A 16,376-nucleotide genomic window follows, 5' to 3' on the forward strand; every position below is an offset into this window, starting at 1 on the left:
TGCCTCGGGCGCCTCGGAGGAAGCATCAATGAACGATCCCAGACAAAAGACAGCAGGCATCGAGCCAGCTGAACTCGCTCACTCTATTCTGATCGTTGGCGGCGGCGCGGCCGGCATTACCGTGGCGGCCGAATTGAAGCGGCTTCAGCCACAACTCGACATTGCGATCGTCGAGCCTTCCGAGTCGCATTCCTATCAGCCGGGCTGGACCCTGGTCGGCGCAGGCACCTTCACAAGAAAGCAAACCGAACGCCGCGAGGAGACACTGATCCCGAAGGGCGTCGCCTGGATCAAGGCAGCGGTGGCGCAGTTTCTGCCTGACGAGAACCATGTGCGCCTGAGCGATGGGCGAACGGTGCGCTATGCCTGGCTCCTCGCTTGCCCTGGGCTCAAGCTTGATTGGGCGAGAATTGAAGGACTGAACGATACGCTGGGCAAGAACGGCGTTTGCAGCAACTATCGGGCCGATACGGCCGAATACTCCTGGCGGCTCATTCAGGACTTCCGTGGCGGGACAGCGCTGTTCACTCAGCCGGCGATGCCGATCAAATGCGCAGGAGCCCCGCAGAAGATCCTCTATCTGATGGCCGACCACCTGCGCAGCAAAGGCAGGCTTTCCGAGTCGAAGTTAGAGTTTTGCCTTGCCGGCGAGGCGCTGTTCGGAGTGCCTTTTTTCGTGCCGCCGTTGCAGCGGGCGGTGGATGGCTACGGAATCAAGGTAAACTACCGTCACAATCTCAAGGCGATCGACGGACCGGCTAAGATCGCGATCTTCACCGCGACCGACGAACACGGGACTACAAGCGAAGTGACCAAGCGCTTCGATCTCATCCATGTCGTGCCGCCGCAGACCGGTCTCGACGTGGTGCGGGAAAGCCCGCTTGCCAATGCCGACGGATGGATTGATGTCGACCAGGCGACGTTGCGCCATGTCCGCTACGAGAATGTCTTCGCGCTTGGTGACGCGGCCTCGACAAGCAACGCCAAGACGGCCGCGGCCGTCCGGATCCAGGCGCCGATCGTCGTTCACAATCTGATCGCGGCGATGAAAGGGGAAGCGCTGACGCACGCCTATGATGGCTATGGATCATGCCCGCTGACCATCGCATATGGCAAGATCGTGCTCGCCGAGTTCGCCTACGGCGGTAAGGTCACGCCGAGCTTCCCGCTCGATCCGCGCGTGCCTCGGCGCAGCATGTGGTACCTGAAAACGAAGCTGCTGCCCTGGCTCTATTGGAGTCACATGTTCAAGGGGCGCACCTTCGACATCAAACATCGCGAGCGTGGCTGGTGAGGCCATGTCGAGCCTCCCGACGCTCCACCGCCAGACCAATGGCTCAAAGCCGCCGCCCCTCGACCCCTCATTTCTTGCCGGATTGCCGCGCTCGCGCGTCGGCAACGACTTGTTTGAACCCTTTGTAGTCAAGAGTGGATGTCTGAAACGGGCCGACCAGAAATGTCGGCGTGCCCGAGAATCCCATCGCATCCCCCTGCGCCATGTTACGCTTGATCAGCGCCTCGATATCGGCAGCGTGGGCCTTCATGTCCGCTTGAAGCCGTGTCATGTCGATGCCAGCCGCTTTGATTGCGGCCAGCATCGCCGTCTCGCTGATGCCGTGACCGGGAATACCCATCAAGGCATGGTGGGCGACCTCGTATTTTCCTTGATATTTGGCGGCGAGCGCAAGCTGCGCGCCGTAGATCGACGTCGGGAAGAGGATCGGCCAGTCCTTGTAGACCAGTCGAATCTTTCCATCCTCCTTGACGATGCGGTCCAGGTCGGGCGTCGACTTTTTGCAGAAGGGGCAATTGTAGTCGAGATAGGCGACGATGGTGACATCGCCCTTCGGATTGCCGCCGATCGGCGCATCGGGATCGTTGAGGATCATTTCCCTGGTGATACTCGCGGCACCGGCATCCTGGCCGATTGCAAGTCGCGCCGAAATGGGGACGAGGACTGCCGCTACTCCGAGCGCAGAAATCACGGTGCGGCGGTTAAGCAAAGGCATCATCAGGCTCCTGTTACGTCTTGGCGAGCATCGGGCCGCGCCCGGCGCATAACCGGCATCTTTGGTGCGCACCTTAAGGCTGCCTTAAGTCTGGAGCTCGACCCCTTCGTTCGGCCACCGTCGGAGGAGAGCCGATGAGAATATTGGTTGTCGAGGACGACGCCGTCTTGATGAACGGACTACAGGTCGGCCTCTCGCTCGCCGGCTTTACGGTCGACGCCGTGGCCGCCTGTGGTGATGCGGATGCAGCGCTTCGTTCAACGACGTTCGACGCGGTGGTTCTCGATCTCATGCTGCCGGACGGCTCCGGCCTCGACGTGCTCATGTCGTTGCGCAGACGAAACCAGATGACGCCAGTTCTTCTCCTAACGGCGCGCGACGCTGTCCACGATCGTATCACTGGCCTCGATGCTGGCGCCGATGACTATCTCGGGAAACCTTTCGATCTCGATGAAGTCGCAGCGAGGGTGCGTGCCCTGATCCGGCGTGCTGCGGGCCGGGCCTGCCCGATCCTGACCTGGCGCGGCATCACGCTCGAGCCTGGAACCATGATCGTGACACGTGCCGGCGAGCCGGTACGCCTCTCCCGGCGAGAGTTCACCATCCTTCACGCTCTCATGGACCGGCCAGGACAAATCCTTTCGAAAGCACAGCTCGAGGAGAAGCTGTACGGCTGGCAGGAGGATGTCGAGAGCAATACGGTCGAGGTTCACGTTCATCATCTACGGGCCAAACTTGGCAGCGCCACGATCCAGACGGTGCGCGGCATCGGATACCGGCTGGGCGAGGACAGCGCATGACGTCGATCCGCGCTCGCTTGTTCTTCATCCTGATGATCACGACGGGCGTTGTCTGGATGTCTGCGATCGTCTGGATCTATCTCAGCACGCGTGCGGAGGTGGAGCGCGTGCTTGACGCACGCCTGATCGAAGCGGCGCGCATGGTGAGTTCGCTCATCACGAGCCAGGAGATCGACCCAAGGCGTGCGGCGCAGATGCCGGCGCTCGGAACGACGACACACGCTTCATATGAACGCCAACTTTCGTGTCAGATTTGGGCGCTGGACGGCACGCTCGTCGGCCGATCCGATGCGGCACCCGCAGCACCGCTCACAGACAGCAGAGACGGTTTCTCCGAGACCGTGGTTGGAGGCGAGACCTGGCGCGTCTATGCTGTGATCAACCGCGATCTCGGCATGCGTGTGTTGGTCGGTGATAACATGCGCGTCCGCGATCAGCTGGTCGCAGATGTCATCCGTGGTCTTGCGCTTCCGGCGCTTCTCGTCTTACCGATCTTGGCCGGTCTGCTCTGGTTGAGCGTTAGGAAAGGCCTCGCGCCCTTGAACGCCATGGCAAGGGCGTTGGCGACACGGCCGGCATCGGATCTCAGCGCCTTGCCCGACGCGGACGCGCCTTCGGAAATCAAGCCGGTCATCCGTTCGCTTAATGGGCTCTTCGATCGGGTCAGCGCCGTTCGCGCGCATGAGCGCGACTTCACGGCGTTTGCCGCGCACGAATTGCGCACGCCGATCGCTGGGCTGAAAACCCAGGCACAGGTGGCGCTTGGCAGCGACGACAAAGCAATCCGCGAGAATGCTCTTCGGCAGATTGTTCTCGGCGTGGATCGGACTGCCCGATTGGTGCGACAACTCACGGACCTCACCAATGCAGAAAGCGGTGAACTCCGGCACGAGGAAGGCGGAGTGAGTATTGGCGGCGCGTTGCAGATTCTAGCTGATGATATCGAGCAGCATTATCCGAGAACTTCGCGTGTTCTGATCTGTGCGGAGCTAGAGCCTGTGAGGCTTAGCGTTAATCCTTCGCTATTCATGATGAGCGCACGCAATTTGCTCGAGAACGCGGTTTTGCATTCTCCACGCGATCTACCTGTTCGGTGCAGCCTGCAAAAAGACAAGAGATCTATCGTCATCATGATCGACGATTGCGGCCCAGGCATTCCGGAAGACGAGTTGCCAAGGGTACGCGATCGCTTTTTCCGCGGTCGCAACAAGGCGCTGATGGGAAGCGGTTTGGGTCTGGCGATCGCCGACCTGGCATTAGAACGGATTGGGGCCGAACTGAATCTGGAAAATCGCATTGAGGGAGGATTGCGGGCCGAACTGCGGTTTGATGAGAGCCTTCTCGCTGGAAGTGGGCGAATTTTCAACATGCAACAGCATCCATAATCGGACGATGCAAGTGTCGGATCTCTCTCTAGACCTGAGATATCTCAGGTACGCGATGCTTGTAGCGGAGCACGGCAGCCTGCGGCGGGCGGCAGATTATCTCGGTGTGCATCAGTCTGTTGTCGGACGCCGCATCGCGCTTTTAGAAAGCCGCCTAGGCATTCTACTCTTCGAGCGCGATCATTTCGGCAGCAAGCTCACAGATGTGGGCCGAAAGTTCTTGCTGGATGCCAGAGAAGGTACTGACCGAATCCTCCAGGCCGTCGAGCAGGTTACGGCGGTTCGTGAGGCACGAAATGGAAAGTTGCGGATTGGCACGACGACGCCGTTTGCATCCGCTTTTTATCAGGGCCTGCTGACCGTGTTCCGAGCGCGCTATCCCAGCCTCTGTGTGGGATTCGTGTGCCGGCCGCCTGAGCAATTGTTGATGGATATTCAGTCTGCGCAAATCGATGTCGCCATCATGGCGGGCGAGCCGATGCACCCTGGACTGGCGACCCTGAAACTATGGTCCGAGACAATTTCGCTGCTGTTGCCGAAGTCGCATACATTGTCTGCAGCGGACTCGATCTCGTGGTCGGTGCTGCGTGATGAGCGGTTTATCCTCTCCGCTGGAGGCACTGGTTCTGAGATGCGGGACCGTCTGCTTTGCCGCTTCTCTGAGCTGGGATGTCTCCCACGGCTTGATATTCAGGAGATCTGCCAGGAGGACGTTTTGCAGTTGGTCGCGTCTAACTACGGCGTTTCATTAGGACGGACGTCCGTGGCGGACAATAGCAATGCCGGGATTGCGGTTCGCGCCCTGGATACCGGCGATACTTTGCTGACCAGCGCGGTCTGGCTAAAGCGAAACTCCAATCCTGCCTTAAAGAAATTCTTGGCGATCGCGCGCACCAAGTTGGCTCTGACGGTGGCCTGCTCAACGGCCGGGTGTCCAATCGGGGAAGCCCGTGCTGCGAGAAGCGTGAACGCTAAATTATCGAAGGGCTGACATAGGCCTGCGGAGCGAGTGCCTCATTTTTCGACGGATCGCGCTACGCGGGCTTGGTCGGATCGCTGTCGAGATCGACCATGTTGCCGGCCTCGCGCGCCGCCTGCGTGCCGGTGTTCATCGCCACGCCGACATCGGCCATCACGGATCGGCGACGTCCCTCGCGTGGCGGCTTGTGCTCTAGCTGAGTCCTGAATGCGCCCGACGCGCGCGGGCGAAACCGCGATCGGTGGCGATGAAGCGCTGAACCATCGGTGCGATCAGCTTCGCCGGATCGGTAACCGGCTGCCCCGTTTCGCGGGCCAGAATCTCAGCATAGGCAACGAGATCCCGATGCACAGGCGCAGGCAGTTCCACTGTTACCTTGATGGGCTTGTCATCCACAATCGCCCCGAGCTTCAGCTTGGTCATGTTACCCTCCGTAAGGCTCGAGGACGAGGTCGCGGGTGACGATCACACGCACCGGAAAACCAGGCCGGATCGTCAGCGTCGGCGCGATGTTGAGCTGGCGACGGACGATCTGCTGACCAGCGTCATTGATCGTGTCCTGACCGCCGTTACGGATCGCCTCGATCAACCGGTCGTCGTCATTGGTGGCGAGCTCGGCGCCGACGCTGAGGAGCGTCGACAGGCCGGCGGCCTTGGCCAGATCCCACCAGTGATAGTCGACGCCATCTTGCAGGCCGGCATAGCCCTCGGCATCGGCACCGGGTTGGCGCTCCAGCACGATTGAACGACCGTTTGGGAAGATCAGCCGATTCCAGACGAGCAGCACGCGGCTCTGCCCAAACTGCACATTATTGTCGTATTGGCCGATGACGCGCGTGCCCTGCGGCACGAGCAGGATGCGGCCGGTCGGACTGTCATAGATGTTCTCCGTCACCTGCGCGGTGATCTGGCCAGGAAGATCGGACCGGATACCGGTGATCAGCGCGGCTGGGATGACGGCGCCAGCTTGAAGGATATTGGGCGATGCCGGCGCGGCGACGCGATCGGGCGCGACGGTGCGGCGATCAGCGGCCGCGTTGAGGAAAGCGTTCTGACGATCCTGGGCCGTGGGCGTCGCTGGCGCCGGTGCGAGCCCGAGGGTGGTGAGGTCCGGGATGGGCGACGGCGCCGTACCGGCTGGCGCCGCTGGCGCCACGTTGGCCGTATGGGTCTCGGTCGCGGCGAACAGACGCGCGGTTCGTGCCGATTCCAACTCCTGAAGCCTGCGCTGCTCCTCGGCACTGAGGCCGGGATTGGCGGCGGCGACGCCAGGCGCCGGCACGGGTTGACCGCGGTTTTGGGCGTCGAGCATCGGCCGGCCGAGATCGCCGGGCAGCGGCGGCCCGAGCTGGGGCACGCCGGAATAGTCACGCGGCAGGCCGGCGATGCCGTCCGCAGTCGGACGGTTCTCGGTCGAATAGAGTTCCTCGTTCGGCCGGCCGCCATCGCGGGTCTGAAGCGCGTAGACGAGGGCGCCGCCGATCCCGACGCTGGCGACCAGGCCGAGGCCTGCGAGAACCTTTCGCGACAGCCGCGTCACGCGCGGCGGCTCCGCGCGCAGCCGCATCGCCGCGGGGCTGACCGGCTCGCCGGTCAGCGGCCGGGCATCGTCATCCGGCTCTTCCTCTTTCCGAGGATCCGTCTCGCTCACGACGCCGGCCTCCCGTCGGTTCGCACGATGCGGACGCGCTTCTGGTGGTCACCGGAGCCGAAGCGCAGTTCGGCGGCGGCGAAGAGCCGGTCGACGACCATGTAGTTGCCGCGGACGCGGTAGTTGACGAGCTCCGAGGTGTTGCCCTCGGGCCCGACCACGAACAGCGGCGGCATCTCGCCTTGTGCGATCCCGCGCGGGAATTCGATGAACACCTGACGGCCGTCATCATAGGCGCGCAGTGGACGCCAGGGCGCGCGGTCGCCGGTCACCTCGTAGCGGAAGTTGATGTTGGCGAGATCAATCCCGGTGGCGACCGGTTGTGCGGCCTGGGCCTCCTGGTTTTGCCTGCGCAGCGCGATGAGCTGGTCCTGCGGATATTGCCAGGATACCGAAGCCATGTAGGTGCGCTCGGTCGAGCGCAGCTCCATGTGATAGGTGCGAAGATTGGTGTTGATGACGAGGTTGGTCATCAGCTCCGGGCGCGTCGGCTTGACCAGGATATGGACCTGTTGGGTGGCTCCCGCGCCGCTCTGCGTGTCGCCGATGATCCAGCGTACCGTGTCGCCGGCAGCAACCGGTCCGGAGCCGACAAGCTGCTCGCCCGGCTGCAGCGCGATGTCGGTGATCTGACCGACAGCGGTGTAGACCTGATAGAGCGCGCCTTGGACGAACGGATAGACCTGCATCGAGTTGATGAAGCCGTTGCGCACTGGCTGCATGCGGGCGGCGGCGTTGGCCTGGTTGATACGCGCGGTCGGATCGGTCGGCTCGGGTGTCGATCGGGAGCGCTCGACGCGCTGCATCTGTCCGGGTAGCGGCAGGGGTCGCGGCACCTCGACGACGGTGACCGGCGCCGGCGGGTCGACCGTCTGCACGGCAGGCGCGGCGTTGTCATAGGAGATTTCCGGCGGCGGATTGGTGGTGGCGCAGCCGGCGAGCGCCGTGGTCGCCAGCATCAGAATCGGCAACGCGCCTCTGCGCAATGTCGGGACGGCGGAATTGTGCGAAGCCGGATTTCCGGCTTTACGGAAAGACGGCTTCATTGCCCAAGCTCCCGTGACCAGTTGATGGCGTTGACGTAGATGCCGAGCGGATTCTTCCGCAGGGTGTCGGCATTGCGCGGCGTCAGGATCACGATCGTCAGGATCGCGGTCCAGCGCTCGGTGGTGGAGAGCTGGCCGTTCTCGTAACGGCGCTCAATCCAGGCGACGCGAAAGCTGTCCGGGGAGGCGCGGATGACGCTGGAGACCTCGACGGCGACCTGCTGGCGGCCGACTTTGGTGAAGGGATCGTTGGCGCGTGCATAGTCGTTGAGTGCCGCCGCCCCGCGGTCGGTGGTGAAGTCGTAGGCGCGCAGCCAGTTTTGCCGCACGATGATGGCATCGGCCGGGATCGAGCGGACCTGCTCAATGAAGCGCGCGAGATGGAAGGCGATTTGCGGATCGGTAGGGCGGTAGTCGGCGACAGCCGGAGCGATCGCCTGCGCCTGGCCGAGCCGGTCGACCTGCACCACCCAGGGCACGATCGTGCCGCGCGCCGATTGCCAGACCAGAGCGGCGGCGAAGCCCGCCGACAGGATCAGCGAGCCGAAGGCCATCAGCCGCCAGTTCTTCGCCTGGACGCGGGAGGCGCCGATACGCTCGTCCCAGACCTGTGCGGCGCGTTGATAGGGCGTCTCGGGTTCGGGGGCTTTGCCATAGTGGGTGGAGGGTCGTTTGAACATCAGCGGTCGCCTTCGGAGAGATTGACGGAGGAGCCGCCGCCGTGAGCGTCACCGGACCGGACAGCGTGCGCGGTGGCCTGGACGGCGTGGGTCATGCGTTGCGTGCGGCGCATGCGCTTCGCCCATTCGGGCGGTCCGCCGGCCGGCGCGGGATTGGGTGCGCCGGCGTCGTCTGCGGCCGCCTCGCCGCCGGCCGAGGCCATCGTCGAAGAGCCGCCCGTCGCTTCGAACGCGGCCTTGCCGCCGGCTTCGAAGCTCGATTGCATGCTCTCGGCAGCGCGCGAGGCGGCGCGACGGAGCGGCGAGATAGCAGCGCTACCGCCCGCGCGGGCGACGCCTCCAAGGCCCGACGCGACGCCAGCCGCGCCCGACTGCCCGGCTGCGCCGAGGCTGTATGCGGTGGAGGCTCCGCCCGCCATCGCCGCACCGCCGCGGGCAGCAGCGGCAGCGCCACCGGCAAGTGCGGCGCCGCCGGACGCGACCGCGCCAACGGCTCCGACGCCGGCGGCGACCATGCCGCCTGCCGCCATCCCCGTGCCGACGGCCGCGCCGGCGCTGAGCTGCGGGCCACCGGAGACGATGCCGTTGGCAATGCCGGGGCCGAAGATGCCGAGGCCGAGGAGGGAGAGAGCGGCGAGGACGATCGCCATGGCTTCATCGATCGACGGCGTCGCGCCACCGAAGCCGGCGGTGAATTCGGAGAACAGCGTCGAGCCGATGCCGATGATGACGGCGAGCACGAGCACCTTGATGCCGGACGAGATGACGTTGCCGAGTACGCGCTCGGCCATGAAGGCGGATTTGCCGAACAGCCCGAACGGGATCAGCACGAAGCCGGCGAGCGTCGTCAGCTTGAATTCGATGAGCGTGACGAAGAGCTGGATGGCGAGGATGAAGAAGGCGAGCAGCACCAGCGCCCAGGCGAAGAACATGCAGGCGATCTGGATGAAGTTCTCGAAGAACGACCAGTAGCCCATCAGGCCGGAGATCGAGTCCAGGAGCGGGCGGCCAGCGTCGAGGCCGGTCTGCGCCACCTTGCCGGGGCGAAGCAGGTCAGCCGTCGAGAAGCCGGTGCCGCTGGCCTTTAGACCGAGGCCGGCAAAGCTTTCGAAGACGATGCGGGCGAGATTGTTCCAGTTGCCGATGATGTAGGCGAACACCCCGACGAACAGCGTCTTCTTCACCAGCCGCGCGATGATGTCGTCGTCCGCGCCCCAAGACCAGAACAGCGCGGCCAGCGTCACATCGATCACGATCAGCGTTGTGGCGATGAACGCGACTTCGCCGCTCAGCAGGCCGAAGCCGGAATCGATGTAGCGGGTGAAGACCTCGAGGAAATGGTCGATGACGCCGGTGTTGCCCATGATGCTATCGCGTCCCGGTCGGTGGCGATACCGGAGCTGACTCCGCGGGGACCGCTGCTTCCGCTGGCGGATGCGGAGCCGGCGCGGGGTCCGGCAGGCGTTCGGCGGGGCGAGCGTCGGGGGCGAGGAAGCGGCGGCGGTTCTCCGCCCAAGCGCGCAGGCAGGCTGGATCGCGCGGTCCGGCCTCGCCGAGTGCCTGGCAGCGGAAGAGTTCATCGCGCAGCGGGTCGGGCGGGGTCGTGTTCGGCCGAGAGCTCGCCCAGCTTTCCGCAGGCTCCTCTTTCCGGGTCATCTCGATCGCGGTCGCGGTGATTGCAACCGCGACGAACACGACGGCCCCGAGACGGGCGAACATCTTGCCGTCCATCGCCGCGCCCTCAATTGCCGCTGTTCTGGAACATGCGGGCGTTGCCGGGCTGATAGCCGGAGCCCGGCGTTAGGAAGCGACGGCGCTGCTCACGCCCCTGTTCGGCGGCGGCGGAGCGTTCGGCGTCGGCGAGCGCCTGCGCGCGGCCGTTGGCGGCGACGACGGCGGTCAGATCGGCGAGCTGCTGTGCCTGCAGCGCGAGGAGTTGATTGCCAGCCTGTGTCGCCTGCAGCGCGCCGGTCGCGCCCTGGCTCTGGCCGACCAGCGCCGACATTTGGGCGCGATTGGTGTCGATGTTGCCAACGACGCCGGCCTGGACGCGCATCGCATCCTGAAGCCCGCCAACCGTGTTCTGCCAGCGCTCGCGCGCCTGCGAGACGAGCTGTTGTTCGGAGGCAGTCATCGAGGCGTTTCCGTAGGTCGTACGGAACGCCTGATCGATGTTCTGGACGTTGTAGGCGATGCCTTGCGCCTGGCTCAGAAGCTGCTGGGTGCGCTGTACCGATTGCTGGAGCTGCTGAAGCGAGGAGTAGGGCAGGCTTGCGAGGTTGCGCGCCTGGTTGATCAGCATCGTCGCCTGGTTCTGCAACGAGGTGATCTGGTTATTGATCTGCTGCAGCGCGCGGGCGGCCTGGAGGACGTTTTGCGCATAGTTCGTGGGGTCGTAGACGATGATCGCGTGAGCCGGTGTGGCCAGCATCGGAGCGAGCGCGATCGATGGAAGAAGAAGCGCGGCGGCGAGCCGCACGGCGCGTGAACGGGACCGATTCATAGTGTCTTCTCCAGATTGGTGAGGTTTGGAATGAGCTCGGCGGCCCAATCGACGCCGCGATGGCGCAGCCAGGCTGCCAGGAAATCCTCGCGCCCGTGCGCTGCAATTGTCTGCGCGATCGCAGCCTGATCGGTCTTTGAGGATGTTGCGCAGAGGGCGAGCGCCACATCCGACAGGCCGAGCTCGAACAAGCGATTGCCGCGGCGCGACTGGCAGTAATAGTCGCGCTTGGGCATCGCCCGGGCGAGGATCTCGATCTGGCGGTCGTTGAGGCCGAAGCGCCGATAGATCGCCGTGATCTGCGGCTCGATCGCGCGCTCGTTCGGCAACAGGATGCGCGTGAGGCAGCTCTCGATGATCGCCGGCGCGATCGCCGAGCCGTCGATGTCGGAGAGCGATTGAGTGGCGAAGATGACGCTGGCGTTCTTCTTGCGCAGCGTCTTCAGCCATTCGCGGAGCTGCCCCGCAAAGCCTTCATCGTCAAGGGCGAGCCACCCTTCATCGACGATCAGCAGCGTGGGCCGGCCGTCGAGCCGGTCCTCGATGCGGTGGAAGAGATAGGCGAGCACGGCCGCGGCGGCGCCGGTCCCGATCAGCCCCTCGGTCTCGAACGCCAGGACGGAGGCTGCGCCGAGATGCTCGGATTCGGCGTCGAGCAGGCGCCCATAGGGCCCGCCGACGCAATAGGGCCGCAGCGCCTGCTTCAGGTCGTTGGACTGGAGCAGGACCGATAGGCCCGTCAGCGTGCGCTCGCCGATCGGCGCGGACGCCAGTGAGGACAGTGTCGACCAGACATGCTCCTTCACTTCAGGGGTGATGGTGACGCTTTCACGCGCAAGCATCGCGGTCAGCCAGTCCGCTGCCCAGGCACGCTCGGCGACGTCGTCGATCCGGGCGAGCGGCTGGAGCGACACGCTGTCGTCGGCGCCTTCGGTTAGTCCGCCGCCGAGATCATGCCAGTCGCCGCGCATGGCGAGGGCCGCGGCCCGGATCGAGCCACCGAAATCGAAGGCGAACACTTGCGATCGTTCGTATCGGCGGAACTGCAGCGCCATCAGCGCCAGCAGCACCGACTTGCCCGCACCGGTCGGGCCGACGACCAGCGTGTGGCCGACGTCGCCGACATGGATGGAAAGCCGGAACGGGGTCGAGCCCTCGGTTTTACCGAAGAGCAGTGGGGGCCCTGCCAAATGCTCGTCCCGTTCCGGTCCCGCCCATACCGCCGACAGCGGGATCATGTGGGCGAGATTGAGCGTGTTGATGGGTGGTTGCCGTACATTGGCGTAGGCGTGGCCCGGTAGACTGCCGAGCCAGGCGTCCACGGCGTTGATGGTCTCCGGCATCGCGGTGAAGTCGCGACCCTGAATGACCTTTTCGACGAGGCGCAGCTTCTCGGCGGCAATGCGCGGATCGTCGTCCCAGACAGTGATCGTCGCCGTCACATAGGCCTGACCGGCATAGTCCGCGCCGAGCTCCTGCAGGGCCATGTCGGCGTCCGCGGCCTTATTGGCGGCGTCGGTATCGACCAGCACGCTGGCCTCGTTGGTCATCACCTCCTTCAGGATGGCGGCGATCGACTTGCGCTTGGCGAACCATTGCCGCCGGATCTTGGTCAGCAGCTTGGTGGCGTCGGTCTTATCGAGCAGAACGGCCCTGGTCGACCAGCGATAGGGAAAGGGGAGGCGATTGAGTTCGTCGAGAATGCCGGGCGTGGTCGCGGTCGGAAAGCCAACGACGCTGAGGATGCGTAGGTGCGTGTCGCCGAGGCGTGGCTCGAGGCCGCCGGTCAGCGGCTGGTCGGCGAGCAGCGCGTCGAGATAGATCGGCGTCTCGGGCACGCGGACGCGATGGCGTTTCGTCGAGACTGTCGAGTGCAGGAAGGTCAGCGTCTCGGCGTCATCGAGCCAGGCGCATTCCGGCATGAAGGCCTCGATAAGCTGGAGGATGCGATCGGTGCGATCGGTGAAGCCGCGCAGGATCTCGTGCGCATCGACGCCGGCGTGATCGCGGCCCTCGTAGAGCCAGGTCTCGGCGCGTGCGGCGTCCTCGGCCGGCGGCAGATAGAGGAAGGTCAGGAAGTAGCTGGACTCGAAATGAGCGCCGGCTTCCTCGAAATCCGCTTTGCGTTCGGCGTCGACAAGCGCGGAGGCGCTGTCGGCGAACATGCTGGCGGGATAGGTGGCGGCGCCGTGCCGCTGCGCCTCGACGAAGATCGCCCAGCCGGAGCCGAGACGGCGGAAGGCGTTGTTGAGCCGTCCGGCGACCGCGATCAACTCGGCCGGCACGGCGCTGTCGAGGTCCGGGCCGCGGAAGCGGGCGGTGCGCTGCAGGCTACCGTCCTTGTTGAGGACGACGCCTTCACCGACCAGCGCGACCCAAGGTAGGAAGTCGGCGAGCCGGGTGTTGCGGTTGCGATATTCGGCGAGGTTCATCATGGCCGCGCGCCCTCAGACCGAGAGATGGCCGGGAATGCGCAGATGCCTGCGTACGACGTCGACGAACTGCGGATCGCGCTTGGCGGCCCAGACGGCGGCGAAGTGCCCGATGGCCCAGAGCCCGAGGCCGACCAGCCAGAGGCGCAGGCCGAGGCCGAGAGCCGCCGCCAGCGTCCCGTTCAGGATGGCGATCGAGCGCGGCGCACCGCCGAGCAGGATGTGCTCGGTCAGTGCGCGATGGACCGGGACCGAGAAGCCCGGCACGTCGACTGCGGTCTCGGCCGACGTCGTCATCAGACCAGCGCTCCGCCGCCGAAGGAGAAGAACGACAGGAAGAAACTGGACGCGGCGAAGGCGATCGACAGACCGAAGACGATCTGAATGAGGCGCCGGAAGCCGCCCGACGTGTCGCCGAAGGCGAGCGTCAGGCCGGTGACGATGATTATGATCACGGCAATGATCTTGGCGACCGGCCCTTCGATGGACTGAAGGATCTGCTGCAGCGGCTGCTCCCAGGGCATCGACGAACCGGAAGCGTGGGCCGCCGGCGCTAGCGCCAGGCTGAGTAAGGTGATGGATGCCGCCGTCGCGATATGACGGCGGATAGGCATGGGGCGGTGGATCATGACGGATCTCCTGTGGGGGGCGGACAAGCGGGGATGACGCGGTAGTCGCCGTCGGGGCCGAGCCCCTCGACACGGGCGAGTTCGGCGAGTCGGCGCGAGGCGCCGCGGCCTGAGAGCACGGCAACGAGGTCGATCGTCTCGGCGATCAGGGCGCGCGGGACGGTGACGACGGCTTCCTGGATCAGCTGCTCGAGGCGGCGCAGCGCGCCGATGGCGGTGCCCGCATGAATGGTGCCGATGCCACCGGGGTGACCCGTGCCCCAGGCCTTGAGCAGATCGAGCGCTTCAGCGCCGCGTACCTCGCCGATTGGGATGCGATCAGGGCGCAGGCGCAGCGAGGACCGGACGAGATCAGAGAGCGAGACGACGCCGTCTTTCGTCCGCATGGCAACGAGGTTCGGCGCCGTGCATTGCAGCTCGCGGGTGTCCTCGATCAGCACCACGCGGTCGGCGGTTTTCGACACCTCGGCGAGCAGCGCGTTGGTGAGGGTGGTCTTGCCGGTCGAGGTGCCGCCGGCGACGAGGATGTTGCGACGGTCGGCAACGGCGATCTTCAGCGCCTCTGCCTGTTCGGCGGTCATGACGCCGGTCCACACGTAGTCGTCGAGCGTGAAGACGGCGACGGCCGGCTTTCGGATCGCGAAGGCCGGCGCGGCGACGACAGGAGGCAACAGCCCTTCGAACCGCTCTCCCGTTTCGGGCAGCTCGGCCGACACCCGTGGCGCGCCGGGATGAACCTCGGCGCCGACATGGTGAGCGACCAGGCGCACGATGCGCTCGCCGTCGGCCGGCGAGAGACGCTCACCGGTATCGGACAGTCCTTCCGAGAGTCGGTCGATCCAGAGCCGCCCATCCGGGTTGAGCATCACCTCGACGATCGCTGGGTCTTCCAGAAACTGGGCGATCGCAGGCCCGAGGGCGGTGCGCAGCATGCGCGCGCCGCGAAGGATCGCCTCCGATTTCTGGTGAGTGGCCGCCACGTCGTCCCCGTTCTCGTGCGGGCCCGCGAAGTGCGGCCCTGGATCGGGGTTGAGTAGAAGAGGCAGAAATCATGGCCTGACAACAACCAGAATGCGGTCGTCGTACTGTGGCGTACAAAGACAGGGAAACGGCGAAGTTTGCAATTACTTGCGTGGGCTCCAAGAGAGCATTCCACGTTGAGGGCGACCAGTGGGGAGATTAGCCGTCTCTGTCTGGCTGCAAGAGGGTGGCCGTTGATGCGCGACCGCGACAAGCTGCATTTGCTGGAGGCAAGTAATCAGCGGCGCGGAAGTCGGGTTTTCGCCATATCGATAAAGGCACGGAGTTTGGGCTGCGTCGCGCTGTGTTCCGGAAAATAGAGATAGAGCCTGTCGGGTGGCGGCGCGAAATTCTCCAAACATGGCGCGAGTTGCCCAGATTCGAGTTCCGCGGCCGCAGCCCGATCGGATGTATAGATCAGCCCCATTCCTTGAGCAGCGAGAGATCGGAGTAGGCTGCTGTCGTTTACAATTGTACCGCCTGATGGGCGAATGGAGACCGGCCGACCACTGCAGACGAACTCCCAGTCGTATAGCGATCGAGATCTGGGAAAGCGGAAGCGAATGCATTCGTGCCTTGTCAGATCGTCCGGCGTTTCCGGGCTGCCGTGGGTAGCAAAATAGGAAGGGGCGCCCAGGACCAACCAACGGAACGGTGGCGACACGCTGACCGCAATCATGTCCTTCTCGATATACTCGGCGATGCGGATTCCGGCGTCGAAGCCGCCCGAGATCACATCGATATCGGCGTCCTCCACGCCAATCTCGACATGCACTTCCGGATAGGTCCGGCGAAATGCCGGAAGAAGTGGCTCAATGACGAACGGCAAGGCGAGCCGATGAACGCATAGGCGAAGCAGGCCCGATGGCTGCGCGCGCAATCGGTCAAGGTCGGCAAGCGTTCGTTCGATCTCGCTGGCGGCCGGCCGCAGCTTGGCGAGCAGCATAGCGCCGGCCTCGGTCAGGCTCACCTTTCGCGTCGTGCGATGAAACAGGGGTAGCCCGAGACGGCGTTCCAGGGCCTGGATCGCCTGGCCGACCGCTGCGGGAGTCACGCCGAGTACTTCCGAGGCCGCGCGGAAATTACCTCGCTCGGCGACAGCGAGAAAAACGGATAGGCCATCGAAGGTGTCGCGACGTGGCATCGGGTCCGATTACAAAGTAAGGCTTTATAGGGCATATATGGATAACGGCGTTTAACTATTCAATCCTTTTTCCCATCTTCAAGCGATCTGGAGTTCGT

Annotated in this window: 17 protein-coding genes; 4 read left to right on the forward strand and 13 right to left on the reverse strand. The window is 64.5% G+C overall.

Annotation, left to right across the window (positions count from 1 at the left end):
* Positions 1-28 precede the first annotated feature (28 nt).
* Positions 29-1,294, forward strand: a complete 1,266-nt coding sequence (locus tag BJ928_RS20860) for an FAD/NAD(P)-binding oxidoreductase (RefSeq protein WP_052227640.1) — start codon at positions 29-31, stop codon at positions 1,292-1,294.
* Positions 1,295-1,361: 67 nt separating this feature from the next.
* On the opposite strand, the gene BJ928_RS20865 is transcribed toward BJ928_RS20860, so the two are convergent.
* Entirely contained in the window at positions 1,362-2,009 is a 648-nt protein-coding gene (locus BJ928_RS20865) for a DsbA family protein (RefSeq protein ID WP_047631121.1), read from the reverse strand.
* Positions 2,010-2,143: 134 nt separating this feature from the next.
* On the opposite strand from BJ928_RS20865, the gene BJ928_RS20870 reads away from it, so the two are divergent.
* The 3 genes from BJ928_RS20870 to BJ928_RS20880 are packed head-to-tail and all read left to right on the forward strand — an operon-like array spanning position 2,144 to position 5,185.
* A complete protein-coding gene (locus tag BJ928_RS20870; RefSeq protein ID WP_047630895.1) occupies positions 2,144-2,809 on the forward strand; it encodes a winged helix-turn-helix domain-containing protein in 666 nt (221 codons plus the stop codon).
* Positions 2,810-2,865: 56 nt separating this feature from the next.
* Positions 2,866-4,194 carry an ATP-binding protein gene (locus tag BJ928_RS20875; protein ID WP_348628244.1) on the forward strand — a complete coding sequence of 443 codons (1,329 nt, stop codon included), beginning with the start codon at positions 2,866-2,868 and terminating at the stop codon, positions 4,192-4,194.
* Positions 4,139-5,185: a LysR family transcriptional regulator gene (locus tag BJ928_RS20880; protein ID WP_082011835.1), complete on the forward strand. Its 1,047-nt coding sequence runs from the start codon at positions 4,139-4,141 to the stop codon at positions 5,183-5,185. The genes BJ928_RS20875 and BJ928_RS20880 overlap by 56 nt, the downstream gene beginning before the upstream one ends.
* Before the next feature lie 180 nt (positions 5,186-5,365).
* On the opposite strand, the gene BJ928_RS20885 is transcribed toward BJ928_RS20880, so the two are convergent.
* The 12 genes from BJ928_RS20885 to BJ928_RS20940 form a co-directional block, all read right to left on the reverse strand.
* Positions 5,366-5,596, reverse strand: coding sequence for a DUF2274 domain-containing protein (locus BJ928_RS20885; protein WP_047630892.1), 231 nt, complete (start codon positions 5,594-5,596; stop codon positions 5,366-5,368).
* Between the two features lies 1 nt (position 5,597).
* A complete protein-coding gene (locus BJ928_RS20890) occupies positions 5,598-6,824 on the reverse strand; it encodes a TrbI/VirB10 family protein (RefSeq protein ID WP_047630890.1) in 1,227 nt (408 codons plus the stop codon).
* Entirely contained in the window at positions 6,821-7,870 is a 1,050-nt protein-coding gene (gene trbG / locus BJ928_RS20895; protein ID WP_047630888.1) for a P-type conjugative transfer protein TrbG, read from the reverse strand. Before trbG ends, BJ928_RS20890 begins: the two co-directional genes overlap by 4 nt.
* Complete coding sequence (gene trbF, locus BJ928_RS20900; RefSeq protein ID WP_047630886.1) at positions 7,867-8,550, reverse strand: conjugal transfer protein TrbF; 684 nt, start codon at positions 8,548-8,550, stop codon at positions 7,867-7,869. Before trbF ends, trbG begins: the two co-directional genes overlap by 4 nt.
* Positions 8,550-9,914, reverse strand: coding sequence for a P-type conjugative transfer protein TrbL (trbL, locus tag BJ928_RS20905; RefSeq protein ID WP_047630884.1), 1,365 nt, complete (start codon positions 9,912-9,914; stop codon positions 8,550-8,552). The genes trbF and trbL overlap by 1 nt, the downstream gene beginning before the upstream one ends.
* A gap of 4 nt (positions 9,915-9,918) precedes the next feature.
* A complete protein-coding gene (trbK-alt, locus tag BJ928_RS20910; protein ID WP_047630883.1) occupies positions 9,919-10,281 on the reverse strand; it encodes a putative entry exclusion protein TrbK-alt in 363 nt (120 codons plus the stop codon).
* Between the two features lie 10 nt (positions 10,282-10,291).
* Entirely contained in the window at positions 10,292-11,053 is a 762-nt protein-coding gene (gene trbJ / locus BJ928_RS20915) for a P-type conjugative transfer protein TrbJ (protein ID WP_047630881.1), read from the reverse strand.
* Positions 11,050-13,488 carry a conjugal transfer protein TrbE gene (trbE, locus tag BJ928_RS20920; RefSeq protein ID WP_047630880.1) on the reverse strand — a complete coding sequence of 813 codons (2,439 nt, stop codon included), beginning with the start codon at positions 13,486-13,488 and terminating at the stop codon, positions 11,050-11,052. Before trbE ends, trbJ begins: the two co-directional genes overlap by 4 nt.
* Positions 13,489-13,500: 12 nt before the next feature.
* Positions 13,501-13,782, reverse strand: a complete 282-nt coding sequence (locus BJ928_RS20925; RefSeq protein WP_047630878.1) for a VirB3 family type IV secretion system protein — start codon at positions 13,780-13,782, stop codon at positions 13,501-13,503.
* Positions 13,782-14,114, reverse strand: coding sequence for a TrbC/VirB2 family protein (locus tag BJ928_RS20930; RefSeq protein ID WP_047630877.1), 333 nt, complete (start codon positions 14,112-14,114; stop codon positions 13,782-13,784). The genes BJ928_RS20925 and BJ928_RS20930 overlap by 1 nt, the downstream gene beginning before the upstream one ends.
* Positions 14,111-15,094 carry a P-type conjugative transfer ATPase TrbB gene (gene trbB, locus BJ928_RS20935; RefSeq protein ID WP_047630876.1) on the reverse strand — a complete coding sequence of 328 codons (984 nt, stop codon included), beginning with the start codon at positions 15,092-15,094 and terminating at the stop codon, positions 14,111-14,113. Before trbB ends, BJ928_RS20930 begins: the two co-directional genes overlap by 4 nt.
* Before the next feature lie 278 nt (positions 15,095-15,372).
* Positions 15,373-16,278, reverse strand: coding sequence for a LysR family transcriptional regulator (locus BJ928_RS20940; protein ID WP_047630875.1), 906 nt, complete (start codon positions 16,276-16,278; stop codon positions 15,373-15,375).
* Between the last annotated feature and the right edge of the window lie 98 nt (positions 16,279-16,376).

The sequence above is a fragment of the Rhizobium sp. WW_1 genome (assembly GCF_003610155.1).
In the GTDB taxonomy this organism is placed as follows: Bacteria; Pseudomonadota; Alphaproteobacteria; order Rhizobiales; family Rhizobiaceae; genus Rhizobium; species Rhizobium tropici_A.

Coding starts and splice junctions, on each gene's coding strand:
- BJ928_RS20860 (WP_052227640.1), top strand. CDS start 29: ATGAACGATCCCAGACAAAAGACAGCAGGCATCGAGCCAGCTGAACTC.
- BJ928_RS20865 (WP_047631121.1), bottom strand. CDS start 2,009: ATGCCTTTGCTTAACCGCCGCACCGTGATTTCTGCGCTCGGAGTAGCG.
- BJ928_RS20870 (WP_047630895.1), top strand. CDS start 2,144: ATGAGAATATTGGTTGTCGAGGACGACGCCGTCTTGATGAACGGACTA.
- BJ928_RS20875 (WP_348628244.1), top strand. CDS start 2,866: ATGTCTGCGATCGTCTGGATCTATCTCAGCACGCGTGCGGAGGTGGAG.
- BJ928_RS20880 (WP_082011835.1), top strand. CDS start 4,139: ATGAGAGCCTTCTCGCTGGAAGTGGGCGAATTTTCAACATGCAACAGC.
- BJ928_RS20885 (WP_047630892.1), bottom strand. CDS start 5,596: ATGACCAAGCTGAAGCTCGGGGCGATTGTGGATGACAAGCCCATCAAG.
- trbG (WP_047630888.1), bottom strand. CDS start 7,870: ATGAAGCCGTCTTTCCGTAAAGCCGGAAATCCGGCTTCGCACAATTCC.
- trbF (WP_047630886.1), bottom strand. CDS start 8,550: ATGTTCAAACGACCCTCCACCCACTATGGCAAAGCCCCCGAACCCGAG.
- trbL (WP_047630884.1), bottom strand. CDS start 9,914: ATGGGCAACACCGGCGTCATCGACCATTTCCTCGAGGTCTTCACCCGC.
- trbK-alt (WP_047630883.1), bottom strand. CDS start 10,281: ATGGACGGCAAGATGTTCGCCCGTCTCGGGGCCGTCGTGTTCGTCGCG.
- trbJ (WP_047630881.1), bottom strand. CDS start 11,053: ATGAATCGGTCCCGTTCACGCGCCGTGCGGCTCGCCGCCGCGCTTCTT.
- trbE (WP_047630880.1), bottom strand. CDS start 13,488: ATGATGAACCTCGCCGAATATCGCAACCGCAACACCCGGCTCGCCGAC.
- BJ928_RS20925 (WP_047630878.1), bottom strand. CDS start 13,782: ATGACGACGTCGGCCGAGACCGCAGTCGACGTGCCGGGCTTCTCGGTC.
- BJ928_RS20930 (WP_047630877.1), bottom strand. CDS start 14,114: ATGATCCACCGCCCCATGCCTATCCGCCGTCATATCGCGACGGCGGCA.
- BJ928_RS20940 (WP_047630875.1), bottom strand. CDS start 16,278: ATGCCACGTCGCGACACCTTCGATGGCCTATCCGTTTTTCTCGCTGTC.